At 46.0% G+C, this 13,107-nt stretch carries 12 protein-coding genes; 2 read left to right on the top strand and 10 right to left on the bottom strand.

Features of this window, described 5'->3' with window-relative positions; translation table 11 throughout:
• Positions 1-2: 2 nt before the first annotated feature.
• The 5 genes from ACLVWU_RS02465 to ACLVWU_RS02445 all read right to left on the bottom strand — a co-directional run bounded on the left by ACLVWU_RS02465 (position 3) and on the right by ACLVWU_RS02445 (position 6,938).
• On the bottom strand, positions 3-1,559 hold the full coding sequence (locus ACLVWU_RS02465; protein ID WP_413576963.1) for a chemotaxis protein CheB: 1,557 nt from the start codon (positions 1,557-1,559) through the stop codon (positions 3-5).
• A complete protein-coding gene (locus tag ACLVWU_RS02460) occupies positions 1,556-2,320 on the bottom strand; it encodes a chemotaxis protein CheW (protein WP_413576961.1) in 765 nt (254 codons plus the stop codon). The genes ACLVWU_RS02465 and ACLVWU_RS02460 overlap by 4 nt, the downstream gene beginning before the upstream one ends.
• Positions 2,317-4,047 (bottom strand): chemotaxis protein CheA, encoded by a 1,731-nt coding sequence (locus ACLVWU_RS02455; protein ID WP_413576960.1) that lies wholly within the window; start codon positions 4,045-4,047, stop codon positions 2,317-2,319. The genes ACLVWU_RS02460 and ACLVWU_RS02455 overlap by 4 nt, the downstream gene beginning before the upstream one ends.
• 286 nt (positions 4,048-4,333) lie before the next feature.
• Positions 4,334-5,845: a di-heme oxidoredictase family protein gene (locus ACLVWU_RS02450; RefSeq protein WP_413576957.1), complete on the bottom strand. Its 1,512-nt coding sequence runs from the start codon at positions 5,843-5,845 to the stop codon at positions 4,334-4,336.
• Position 5,846: 1 nt separating this feature from the next.
• A complete protein-coding gene (locus ACLVWU_RS02445; RefSeq protein ID WP_413576955.1) occupies positions 5,847-6,938 on the bottom strand; it encodes an imelysin family protein in 1,092 nt (363 codons plus the stop codon).
• 313 nt (positions 6,939-7,251) lie between these two features.
• Between ACLVWU_RS02445 and ACLVWU_RS02440 the strand changes: the two genes are divergently transcribed.
• Complete coding sequence (locus tag ACLVWU_RS02440; protein WP_413576954.1) at positions 7,252-7,593, top strand: hypothetical protein; 342 nt, start codon at positions 7,252-7,254, stop codon at positions 7,591-7,593.
• Between the two features lie 55 nt (positions 7,594-7,648).
• On the opposite strand, the gene ACLVWU_RS02435 is transcribed toward ACLVWU_RS02440, so the two are convergent.
• Both ACLVWU_RS02435 and ACLVWU_RS02430 read right to left on the bottom strand, forming a co-directional pair.
• On the bottom strand, positions 7,649-7,882 hold the full coding sequence (locus tag ACLVWU_RS02435) for a DUF1653 domain-containing protein (protein ID WP_413576953.1): 234 nt from the start codon (positions 7,880-7,882) through the stop codon (positions 7,649-7,651).
• 1 nt (position 7,883) lies between these two features.
• Entirely contained in the window at positions 7,884-8,276 is a 393-nt protein-coding gene (locus ACLVWU_RS02430) for an HIT family protein (protein ID WP_413576952.1), read from the bottom strand.
• A gap of 100 nt (positions 8,277-8,376) precedes the next feature.
• Here ACLVWU_RS02430 and ACLVWU_RS02425 point away from each other — a divergent pair, with 100 nt between their 5' ends.
• Positions 8,377-9,270, top strand: a complete 894-nt coding sequence (locus ACLVWU_RS02425; protein ID WP_413576950.1) for a universal stress protein — start codon at positions 8,377-8,379, stop codon at positions 9,268-9,270.
• 19 nt (positions 9,271-9,289) lie between these two features.
• On the opposite strand, the gene ACLVWU_RS02420 is transcribed toward ACLVWU_RS02425, so the two are convergent.
• The 3 genes from ACLVWU_RS02420 to ACLVWU_RS02410 form a co-directional block, all read right to left on the bottom strand.
• Positions 9,290-10,870, bottom strand: coding sequence for a L,D-transpeptidase family protein (locus ACLVWU_RS02420; protein WP_413576949.1), 1,581 nt, complete (start codon positions 10,868-10,870; stop codon positions 9,290-9,292).
• A 148-nt stretch (positions 10,871-11,018) separates the two neighbouring features.
• On the bottom strand, positions 11,019-12,158 hold the full coding sequence (locus tag ACLVWU_RS02415; protein ID WP_413576947.1) for a citrate synthase: 1,140 nt from the start codon (positions 12,156-12,158) through the stop codon (positions 11,019-11,021).
• Positions 12,159-12,210: 52 nt separating this feature from the next.
• On the bottom strand, positions 12,211-13,104 hold the full coding sequence (locus ACLVWU_RS02410) for a PP2C family protein-serine/threonine phosphatase (protein WP_413576946.1): 894 nt from the start codon (positions 13,102-13,104) through the stop codon (positions 12,211-12,213).
• Positions 13,105-13,107 lie beyond the last annotated feature (3 nt).

The following is a 13,107-nucleotide window of genomic DNA, read 5'->3' as shown; positions in this document are numbered from 1 at the left end:
AACTAATATAGATTTTGGTTTCGATACTGCATTAGGTATCCCGCCAAAGCCTCTGCTTTTAGTACCTCATCCGCTACACCCAATTCAATGGCTTTTTGCGGTCCATAGGGAAACTGAGCCTCTGCGGGGTTCTGAACGACGCTCGCGCCACCCAGTTTTTGCACTTCGGTCAAACCATTTACGCCGTCCGTACCAAATCCACCCAAAAGTACCGCAAAGACACCTTTTCCGTAGGCGTTTGCCGCAGATTGAAAAAGTACGTTGCTGGAAGGCAACTGAGAAGCCACCGGGGCCCCCTTTTCCAACTTCAACATTGGTCCCTGTACTCCGGGTATGATTTTTCCATGATGTTCGGAAGGAACGAAGTACACATGCCCCATTCTTAGGAAATCCCCATCTTTCCCCACAACTGGAGTGATTTTGGAATTTCCCTTAAGTTTGGAAATATACGCTGTCACAAAGTTTGCGACTGTACTGCAAGAAACCACAACAGGTGGAGTATCCGCCGCCAAATTAGTGATGAACTTTTCCAGTGCCTCAGCACTGCCAGAGTTTCCACCAACAACCACGACTTTCAACTCTGCAGCACGACGTACTGCCGATGTTGGAGCTTGAACTGTCCGTGCTTCTGGAGCCGGGCTTTCCTTGATTTTCTTGATCACGTTCACAGAAGCTGCTGCACGCACTTTCATGACCAGCATTTCTGCCAACTGTTTTAATACCTGAGGATCAAACTGGGAAGGCTTATGGACAAACTCCACGGCTCCCAGATCCAGCGATTTCAAAGCGGCCTCGCCTGTATTAGCCAATGAGGAAACCATAACCACGGGAATTGGGTGATGCTTCATAATTTTTTCCAGAAACATCACACCCGACATTTTGGGCATCTCGATATCCAAAGTCATAACATCAGGTTTTTTATTAACTATTAAATCACGGGCTTGATAAGCATCAGCGGCAGCACCGACTACTTCCAGACCACTCTGATTGAAAATTTTGGTGAACAGAGTGCGCACTGTGGCCGAGTCATCAACCACAAGAACCTTGATACTTTTCGCAACTGCCAAAGGTTTAAATCCCGACACGTCAACCGGAGCATCTGATCCGCCCTCTTTGGTTTGATTGTGAAGGACTTCCGACGTTGCCGTATTAAATTTAATTGTGCGGGCAGATTCCCCACCAACATTTCTTTCAACAATGGGAATTCCCATTTGCCTTAATGTGGCTTCCGCAAATTCAATATTTCGGGAGCCGATGGCTTCACCCAATGAGGACACACTGATAACGTTGCCTCCGCCATAGATCTTGGCTTTCAACTGACTACGATTTGCCCCTAAGCGCAAGCAATCATCAATCAACAGCTGAATCGCATGACTTCCATAGCGTGAGTTGGCGCGCTCTCCGGCCTGAGCCTCGGGCAACAGGTAGTGATTCAGTCCGCCTATTTTTGTCGTCGGATCAAAAATGGCAACCGCCACACAGGATCCCAACAAAGTGGAAATAACTGTTTCTTCCTTAAACGCTGCGTACTTGCCGGGATATAAATAGTGTGAATTCATGCTACCAATTTCTCCATGTCTAGTACCATCACACTGTGCTGATCTTTTACAAAGAACTGTTTGATGAAAGGCACCGAAAGCATGGTTGGATGATCACTCAAATTTTGCATATCTTGATCTTTTAAACTTATCAATTCATCTGTCTCTGTCACACGTAAAGAGAATCGCATACCCTCATGTTCACAGATGACATAGTAGTATCTGTCCGATTCCACAGACTGAAATCCATAGGAATTCAAATCGATGACGGGGATCGCCTCCCCACGAAACGGAATCAGTCCAGCCAATCCCGGTCGTGCATCAGGCAACTGAAACACCGGCAGGACGCCGCTGATTTCAATTACGTTACCAATCGGAAGCACGAATTGCTGAGCGCCAGTTTTACAGTGCAAAAACAAAGCTTCCCGGCTGCTTTGCGCGACCAGGGGAAAATGAGCTGCCAGCTCTGCACTGTCTTTCTTTTCACTTAATAGTCCAGTCAGATACTTGTGCAAAAGCTCCAAAGCCTTATGCATCTGCTCGACTGAATCCAAAGATTCCATTTTCTCCAAAAAATCAGTCAGCCATATTTCCAAGAACGAAAACTCGTTGGATTTGGCATCCACCACCCAAGAAGATGATGCTTCACTGATCTCAGCTGTGACTTTAGCGAACGTTGACGGATCAATCAGATCCATAAACGATTCCACTTCTTTACTGGTGGCCTCGAGGAAGTACTTTTTTAATTCCCATGTGAAGTCATCGCCAAAGAAGTCACTCATGCTGCGTTCTCCATAGGGATACTATGTTTTAACATTCCAAGAAGCTGCTCAGGATCGACGATGTACGTGACCTTTTCATCAGCCAGCACTGAAAAGCCCTTAAAGCCTTTCTGCTCTTTCACAATGCCACCAAAGTTCTTCACCACCAGATCTGTCTGGGCTTCCACACGATCAACCAGCAACGCCACCATTGAGTTCTTGGCTCTTACAAAAATGGCGGTGCTCGTAGCGACCTTCGCCTCGTTCAACAACAACTGATCGTCACGAATTTCCTGGTAGGACAACAATGGAATAGTCTGATTGTGAAACTGACAATAGCGAAGATGTTCAATCCGATTCAATTGCAGAGTACTGCAGGAAGTAATATGCGCCACCGACGTCAATGGAATGGCTATCTGAAAACCATTCCAGCTTGCCACCATTGCTGATTCCACAAGAATATGAGAAGGCGCAGGATACACCAAAGTGAATGTTGTACCCAATCCTAGTTCGGTGGAAATGGAAATGCTACCACCATATTTCTCAACAAGGGTCGAAACCACGTCCATGCCAACACCACGACCAGAAACAGTCGTGATTTTGTCTTTCGTGGAGAATCCTGGTTCAAAAATACATTTGTAGACTTCATCATCAGAAACCTTATCTGCATCCTCGGGTCTGATTAAGTCATTCGCCAACGCCCGCTTCAGAATGCGCTCGCGATCCAAACCCTTACCATCATCCTTCATCGTCACGTGGATGGTGCCATTACGATCTATAATTTCAATCATCAGATGACCGATCGATGGTTTGCCGGCAACAGTTCTTTCAAATTGATCTTCGATTCCGTGATCAATAGAGTTTCTTACCAAATGCAGCAAGGACTCTGAGATATCTTTGGCCAAAGACTTATCGATCAGAAAATCCAGCCCCGTCATCTCCAAATGCACGGTCTTATTAAGCTCAGTCGCGGTTTGACGAACCAAAACAGGAATACCCTGAAAGCTTTCTTCGGCCTTTTCCTTACGGATCACCTGAAGCTGATTTTGAAACTGATCAGTGATCTTTGTCAGGTTCTGGGAAAAATCAGACTGGCGGCGTTCAAACAAGTCAGGTTCAGCCCGGAAATTCACCGTTTGATTCATCATTGAAAAGAAATTTTTCAGAACAAGAAGCTCGCCGCTTAGGCGAAGCATTTCATTCATCTGCTTGGTAGACATCCAAACGCCATCTTCGTCGTCAGAAACAACCGATGGCTTTGCATGGGATTTTTTTGATTTCTTCGGGGCTTCGCCCGAAAATTGAAAACCATTATAGCGAGTGATTGTTTCAATCACCTCACTAAGCTCTTCCGGATAAAGATCACGCTTTTCGCGAAGGGCCTCCGCCAGTTGCTTCATCAAACGTGAGCTTAGCAGGAACAAATCAATACATTCTTTAGAAACCGTTTGGGACTCGCGCTTAATACGAGTCAGCAAAGCTTCAAACTCGTGGGACAATGATGCCAGCAATTGGCCGCCAGGAACTGATCCCACGCTGCCTTTGATGGTATGAACTTTACGAAATAAAACATTGATCTGCTCAAGGTCATTAGGAGCATCCTCAAGCCTCATGATTTGGGCATCAAGGCCCTGCAGGATTTCTTTGGACTCCTCAAAAAAGACGCGCGAAACCTCTTCGATTTGTTCAAAGTCTATCAAGCCAGAAAAATCCGGCATATCATTAGCGTCGTTTTGATCATCCATCATAGCTGTGAATTTATCGGAATTTCAGATATTTAAGAGAGGCTAAGAAGACAAACGCGAGGACCAGATTTGGATTACAGAAAAAAGGAAAGGCGGCTTTATCAGCCGCCTTTGTTTTGGAATCATTTAAATTCCTCGGCGAAGGTCGAGTCGGCTAAGAAGCCGCCACCTCCGCCTTGGTTATGTCACATGTTTTAACCATAAGACCACCCCCTTCCCAGCCCCAATAGAGGCTTTCATCTATAGTAACCGAAAGGGAGATCAAAATTCCACTGTATTGAAGTCTTGATTAAAGAGATCGAAGGAACTGAATCAAAGCGGTACGCTCTTCTTTGGAAAGACGAGTAAATTTGTTTTTTGAATACTCCGCTTCCCCACCGTGCCACAAAATCGCTTCTTCCAAAGTACGGGCACGTCCGTCATGCAGGAACCCCGCGCGCGGATTGATTGTCTGAGTTTGACCAATCCCCCAAAGCGGACGAGTTTTCCACTGACTGCCATTGGCATCAAAATCCTGACGTCCATCCGCCAATCCCGGTCCCATGTCATGCAAAAGCATATCTGTGAACGGATAGATCTTTTGATTCGCAAATGCGGAAATCGCGTGAGGTCCCGTTACAAAACTAGGTTGGTGACAACTGGTGCAGCTGGTTTGATTAAACAAACGCGCGCCGCGAATGACTTCAGGATTGTCGACATTACGACGTGAAGGAACTGCCAAAGTTTGCGAATAGAAAACCAGATCGTCAGCCATTTCCTTAGAAGCCTGAGGCTCTGCCAATGGAGGACGGGTCGCCATAAACTTATCGTAAAGTGGAGTGCCTGCAATGCTTTCCTGAGGGAATGCATAGTTGGTGACACCGATGTCACCGCGAAGCGCGCCTAATGACTGATGAAAGACAGACGGAGTATTGTTTTTCAAACCAAATCTTCCCAAGGAAATCGGGAACGCATCACCTCTCATAGATTTTTCAATATCAAAAACCATGTTGACCTGACCGCGCACGCCTTCAGCAGATAAATCACGGGAAGCCAGTTCGCGAATGTCGGATTCCTTGATTGCTTCCAGCAATCCCAAACCAATCATCGGGGTTCCCATGCGAGGCCCCATCTTTACGTCTTTTTCAAACAAGCGAGATCGTGTCAGTCCCGTCACGGAATCAAAGTACTCATCGTAAGGTGCAGTCACGGTGAAGATCGGTTTACGCAAACTTACAACAGTGCCATCCGCATAGGTGAAACTGGATTGTTCGTAACTCATCCAAACTTGTGCCTGACCGGCACCTTGCAAATCAGGACGTACACCCATAGATCCCAAGTGGAACAATTGATCAGAAAATCCCGGAACCGGTGTTGGTGCGCCCCAATTGTTGGCAGCAGACTTCGCCGGTTTGATAGCTGATTCAATACTGATACGTAAGAAAACAGCCTCGTTCTGACGAAGCAAAACCTTTTCCTGACCAATCGGAAGAACTGGAAGCGCGCCGCGACCATCTTTGGCGTGGCAGGCGTTACAATTCGTATTGTTAAAAACAGGGCCCAATCCGTGATCCGCACGAGCAGGATCATCAGAAAAGTTTCTTTCAAAAAGAGCATCACCTGTGAAATGGCGACGGATTTCTTCTTCGGACAAATTGGCAGCGGGATTGCGGAAAGCCTGAACGGATTCCCGCTTGAAAATCACAGTGGTTTCACCACCCGACATCACAGCATTTACATAATCCATTTCAACAGCGGGAGCCGCATGAACGGCACCTGAAAGTAAAATCGTAATTGCAAAAGTAAATATGGCTGCCTTCATGTTAGTTCTTATCCACCAACGGCAACACTTGAGACTGCAATACATTCTGAAGCTGATTCAAAGCTTGCATCGCCTGAGTTGCGCGCTGACGACCATCAACAGTCAGAATCGCCTGACCCAAGTCACCGCCGCCCGCTGGGCGGATTGCCTGAATCAACTGCATGCATGCCAGAATATGCTGCTCGATTTGTTGAGAAAGCTGTGGATTGTGGCGTTCAACCATAGCTTTTACACCAGGGCCTTTAGATGTTCTATAAGTACCCGTATACACGGAGTAGATAGAACGAATATTGAATGTATAGTCATTCAAAGAGTTCCAGGAAAATGGCGATTCAATCAAGCCGGAATTCGCAGAATTAATATCTGCCCCCATTGGTTCAGCGATTTTTGCGTTCGCAACTTCGTCAGCGATCGCGATCATTCCATTTACCAGCTCTTCCATAACGGCTGCATCCGAAGTGTAGAATGGATTGCTGACACCCGGTTGTGCGAAGATCACGGCATAACCCGGAGTGGAAGCGTCTTCAGGATTATAATGAGTCGTCCAGGAATTTGCCAAAGCAACGGCATATTCCATTTCCAATTGCGCTGCCGCTTGAAGGTATTCGAAATGTCTTTGAGTGAATTGCGACAAAGGACGTGAGTTGGTATGCACGCCGTCACCGAACAAAAGATATTCCAAAGTATGAAAACCCTGAAGGTTAGTTCCCAAGCCGCGGATCATGTCAGTAGTGATTGGAGAGCTTGAAGCCAGAACAGAATCCAAGTCCTGTCTGTTCAAAGGCCACGTGTCCAACATCGGATCAATACCCAGAGAGTCAACAGGACCGAACAAAAATGCTTCAGAAGATTCCCAAGGCATACGTGCCCCGCGCCATGCGGCTTGAACTTGAGCCAAAGTGGATTCGTTAGGGGTTTGAACGAAAATATCAACGGCTTGTTTAAGGGAAACCGTCGAGTGAGCAAACTCCACATAAGTGGCTGCAATCACGTTATATGAAACATGGCTGATAATTTCCTGGTTACTTGCAGCGAAAACCTGTCCACCAACAACGAAAGCGATGGCAGTGATCATTAACTTTAGGTTCTTCATTTCTTCTCCTGCTGAGTGACTGGCCCGAACGTCCAGTCGAATTCAATTAGGAATTCAAACTGGAGCAACGACCGGAACGAATGCTGGGCCCTTTTAATCTGTTCTCTCTGAGGCGAAGGCCTGCAAAGATATTTGAAAGGGCTTGCGGAGTCATATAGGTGACCTTAATAAACGTCAATTTTGTCACCCAAAATGACCTGATCTGACTGCCAACTGATAATGAGTTGAGAAGAAAAGAAAGCCCCTTGTAAGAATGACAGACCACTCCGGCGGAGTCGGAGATTTGCGAATTTAGTATGTTCAAGGAGGAACTATGAAAACACTCATTACGGCAGCTTTGTTGATCCTGGTGGGCACATCCGCTAAAGCAACAGACTTGAAAGTGTCCTGCACTGTGACTGAAAACAATGACCCAGTTTTGGAAACTGTTATCAAGCCCACACTAAATGGCTACGGTAAAATCGGAGACATTGATGGCTACAGCTTCCGTATTCGCAATAACGATGGCAGCCGAGTTTCCCTGGAAATTTTTGATATTGCTGGCGAGGGTCGTTATTACGCTGACGCTACCTTGGTAAAAGCCGGTGATTCCGTGGTGAACACGATCTGGAGAAGAGACATTCTTCTTGAAGTAACCTGCCAAATCCCTGAATAGTTATTCAAAAGTATTTCAAAAGCAAAATCCCCGTCTTTAACAGCGGGGATTTTTTTTATTCATACTGAAATTCAAATCTGGGAACTGTTTTTCCATCGACTTCAATCGGAGTCGACCACAACTCCAAAGGTCTTGCCCACAGGCGCCCCAAAGAATTTTCATATAGGCATTCATATAAAACAATGTCTTCCAAAGTTTCAGAATGCTTTCCCACTCCGATAACCCGATAGAATTTACCTTTGTAGTGCTTATAAATAGCACCACTGACCGGATGCTTTCCGTCTTTCATACTACCCCAAATGTTTGATGATTTCCTGTTGGATTTGCTTCATTTCAGCATCCGAGCGACGCTGCGCTTTTTTGAAATCCAAATCAGGAATAGACCAAGCCGGAATCAGGTGAAGGTGATAATGCGGAACTTCAAATCCTGCCACCATCTGCCCCACTCGCGGTGATCCCGATGCCTTCAAAATCGCTTTCCCGATTTTTTGAGAGACTTTGTGCAAATGCGCATACGTCTCGGGTGGAACTTCGGTCCAATGATTAATTTCTTCTTTGCTAATTACCAATGTGTGACCCAGATTCACCTGATCCAATGCCAAGAAAGACAGAATTTTATCGTCCTCATAGATCTTATAACAAGGCAATTCACCACTGATGATTTTCGTAAATATTGAAGCCATGCGCTCCCCTTTTCTTTCGTCCCAAAGTATAGAAGTGAGACAAAATTCAGGCAATGACATTCATTTCTGACAAGGAGTACAATAATGAGCGGAGGTATTTATGGCGAGCAAGTATATGTTAATTGCCGACGACGTATTGGATCTAACTCCTGGCGCAAGAAAACGCTCCGACCTTGTAAGACAATGCGGAATTTCCCTGGCCGAACAGGTCAATGCACCGATCAAACTTCTGTATGTGCAGAATCCCATTGATATCACATTGAAGGCCTCGGACCGCGAAAAAATTCGCAAAACGCTAGATCAAGCCCGCCACAACAATCCCAAAATTCAGATCGTTGAAGCATACGGTAATCCCGTGGATGAAATCTTTCGTCTGGAAACCACAGCGCCGGCTCCGGGTATGATCGTATTGGGCAGCCAGGGAAAAAAAGGACTGGAAAGATTCTTCCTGGGCAGTGTTGCCGAAGAAATTGTCAGAAATGCTATCGTACCGGTGATGGTTGTGGGACCGAAAGTTACTAAAGCTCCCTCTGGGAAAGGCAGAATTCTGGTGGCCACGGACCTGACAACGAACAGTCGTCGCTCAGAGGCTTACGCGAAGAAACTGGCAAAGCAATTGAAAGCTGAGGTCGTTTTACTTTATTCTTCTGCCGAGACACTAAGAATCGCCGACCAGTATGCTGCGATGTCTGGAACCAATTTAATTGATCAAAATACGATCAACACCTTAAGTGCAAAATCCAAAGAGGCCCTTCAGAAAAAAGTGAAGTTGTTCAAAGTGGACGGCGTGAAGTGCTCTTTCAAAATTGACGACAACAAACCCAGCTCACAGGCCGCCATTCTTGCTGAAACCGCGAAAGGTGGATATCAATACCTGGTGATGGGAACCCACGGTCGCAGTGCCTTTGTGAAGGCTTTTCTGGGCAGCACTGCCCGCGACACTATCAAATTGAATTCAATCCCAACGATCGTCATTCGTTCCCACAGCAAGTAGTCAGAATTTCAGAGCGCCCTTAGAAAGGCGCTCGCATCAGAGACAGAACTTTTGAATTCTGTTCATAAGAGTCATCGGCAAATCGAATCACCCGATCCGCAAACATCTGTGACGTTATGAATCCAACGTAAACCGCTAAAGGCTCCGGAATAGGAATTTTTGTATCTTTAGTCATCACCTGCCCGGGTTTTGCTACGGTATTTTCGATGGCCTGCCTGTCCCACTGCGTTCCCCGCAGAAGATATTCTGCAAGTTCCAAGGGTTTTTCCAAACGCATACAACCCGAACTTAACTGACGATTGGCTTGTGCAAACAACTCACGCTGATTGGTATCGTGCAGATAAATCGAGTAGGAATTGGTCAGTTCGAATTTCACAATTCCCAGGGCATTTCCCAGATGTGGCTTTTGACGAATATAAATATTTGCATCTGCGCCGGCACCAATAGACCACCAGTCTATGGAAGCGGGATCCAGACGTTTAGTGAATTCTTTGTTCCACACTTCGTAATTGTGCGAATCAAAGTACCGGTTGATTTCCCAATGACTTAGCTTTTTGATTTCTTCAACTTTGTCTTCGATGAATATGGTCGGCGGCACAACCCAGAACGGATTTAGGATCACACGAACCACTGAATCTGCCATCGTCGGTGTTTTTCTTTCGGGACGGCCGCTGATGGATCTGAATGCCATGGTAAAGCGTTCAGGCTGTGTTCGATCGACCAGGCCGAAGTAAGTCATCGCAGTATTCACGAAAATATATCGATCCGGAAAAGTTTGTGGGAACCAGCGAAGCTTTTCCATATCTGCCTGCATTTGGCGGGTTCGATCCTTACACGAGACACTTAAGAACTTCCAGGTGCGCCCGCCAGGGGATAGAACTCCATCAGGACGCCAATGGAGATTCCATTGAATATCATTAACCGCAAGGACTGACTCTTTGTCGAAGGTTTCATCGAAATTAACAATGGGATAACCCAAAAGACTTAAACGTTTTTTGATATCCACCACGGTCGGATTCTTGGCATTCAACTTCAACGGTTTTTTCAGGGGCTTTAGCGGCGCCCAGGTTCCATCGGAACAAGCCGGATACACCTTTGCCATCGCGGCTTTCAAGGAATTATACGGAGGATTTTGTGGAGCCAGGCTATCCATGATCAAATCTGGGCGATTGCCACTGGCATTCACCAGCATTTGTAAGTATCGTGTTGAAATAAATTTCTTTTTCACGAACTTGATATCATTGCCAACATCGACAGGATTCACGCTGCCGATCGATACATCCTGCAGTAAGCGCAGAAAATAGCTATCAGCTTTGGCTTTCAATCCCGGTGCGGAAGCTCCGCCGTCTTGATAAGCTTTTTCCATCTCAGGTCGCCAATAGTAAACCGGATTGACACCATGAATCCACGACTTCAGAATCGCTGCACGCAAGTCATCCACGGTCATGTTGCTAAATAGGGGGACGTAATCAGAGGGATTGACTTCGAATTCCAATTCCTGAAATAGCAGTTCGCTACTGTATTGAGCGTCGGCGGGTTGAGTGGCATTCAGGCCCAAAGCGATAAACGAACCGAGAAAGATTCTCCAGTGTATTTTCATGGCTTCTCCTTGCTCTACCTCTATATTCGTATCGCAAGGAGCGGATTGTTAGGCTTGGCCAAGTCTGTGGCCCAGAATATTTCGAAATCTAAACGTGAAGCATGTAAAGACACAAAAAAAGGGAGTCTTGCGACTCCCTTTTTTAAAACTATCTTTGGTTAGCAGGTTTCCAAGTCAAACCTTCTTTGCCAGCCCATTTACCACGAGGACGGTAGATACGGTTGTTCGCGTATTGCTCGAATGCATGTGCACACCAGCCAGAGATACGGGAAGCGGCGAAGATCGGAGTGAACAAATCAGTTGGGATACCCATTGAGAAGTACACAGTCGCAGAATAGAAATCCACGTTCGGCATCAAGCCTTTTTCATTGAACATAGTATCGTCGATCAAAGTCGACATTTGATACATAGTCTCCATGCCAGCCGCTTTAGTCAATTTTTCAGACATAGTGCGAAGGATACGAGCACGTGGGTCGCCGTTTTTGTAAACGCGGTGACCGATACCCATAACTTTTTCTTTCGCTTGAAGAGCGTCTTTAACGAATTGCTGAGCCTTATCCATTGTGCCGATTTTTTGTAGCATTAGGATAACTTGCTCATTCGCACCACCGTGCAAAGGACCTTTTAGGGCGCCAATTGCAGAAACGATTGCAGAGTGAAGATCAGACAATGAAGAAGCCGTTACACGCGTTGCGAATGCAGAGCAGTTCAACTCATGGTCAGCGTGAAGGATCAAGCAAGTGTCCATTACTTTTACGTGTTCAGCATTAGGCTCTTTACCACCCGCCAACATGTACATCATGTTCCAAGCCATAGACTTGTCAGTTTTTGGAGCTACAGGTTCTTTACCTTTGCGGATTGCATCGAATGCACAAAGAAGAGTTCCCATTTTCGCAGTCAAACGAACGGACTTACGAAGATTTGCAGCTTCGCTCATGTCGTTAGCGTCTTTATCGTAGTGAGCCATCAAAGAAACAGCCGTACGCAACCAACCCATTGGGTGAACGTCAGTTGGGATACCTTTTAGAACTTTGATAAGTTCTGGAGAAAGAGGCATTTCAGCGTGAAGTTCTTTAGAGAATTTTTCAAGCTCAGCTGCTGTTGGAAGTTTGTCATTCCAAAGAAGGTAAGTGACTTCTTCGAATGTGGAATTCGCAGCCAAATCGTCGATTGTGTAACCGCGGAAATTAAGATTGTCGCCAACGATAAAAGATACTTTCGTTGTACATGCTACTACGCCTTCTAAGCCTTTATCCAAGGCGCCTTCGTAGATATTTACTTCAGCCATTGTGGGGGTTCCTTTCCAGTGGAATTAGATAAAATAAGTAATATAAAAACAGCTAGTTCTTGGCAAGCTTGATCACTCGATCCTTCACCTCAGTGACGATCAGAGTCTGATCTCGAACGGGATCTTCTTTGCCGGTGTACTGTTGATTCAAATACAGAATCTCGTTACGCAGCTCGTGAACACCCTGACGTGGTGCCTTTGATATGGCTTCCATCAAATTGTGCCCGCCCCAGCCGACTCCCAATGAGTTTTGAGAGTTTTTAAGACCTTCAGTCGCCAGTATCAGTCTATCACGGGGATTCAGTTGCACTGTGCGACTTTGAGGCTCCGTGTTAAAATCCTTACCAAGGCTCGGTCCGGTCGCCACAAGCTCAGAAAGTCCTTCCTTGCCATAGATCTGGTGAAATCCATCTATATCACCCACCGAACAATACTGAAATTCATAACTGCGTCGATCGACGACACCGTAAAAGATATTCGCGCGATCTTCGTTCGTAATATTTGGAACAACGTCTTTTGCCAATATACCCACTACTTTGTGGGCTTCAAGGCCGCGACGCGCTTCCATCTGAGATGAAATTTTAATGATAACCGACAGGAGCATCGACGACAGCGAGTAGCCCGTCGCGCTAGAAATCAGAATGCCAAACTTGAGTTTATCTTCATGTTCGAAGATATCGAAGTAGTCTCCGCCCGAACGTGTGCCCGGCAAAAACTTGGTGCTGAATTCAAAACCTTGTACGTTGGGAAGCTCCGTGGGGGAAAGTTTTTTTTGCAGAGTCTGAGCCATCTTCAATTCCTGGCTCATTTGCATGATCATTTTCTCAAGTGCCTGATTGGCTTTTCCAAGCTCTAGGCGATAACGATGAACCTCGGCTTCTTTAACAGCGAGTTCATGTTCTAAATCTGAAATGCGTTCTTTTAGAGCGTTGGGATCATTCGACATAAC

Source organism: Bdellovibrio sp. HCB290, assembly GCF_047305925.1.
Lineage (GTDB): Bacteria > Bdellovibrionota > Bdellovibrionia > Bdellovibrionales > Bdellovibrionaceae > Bdellovibrio.
This window is presented reverse-complemented; position numbering and strand designations above follow the sequence as displayed.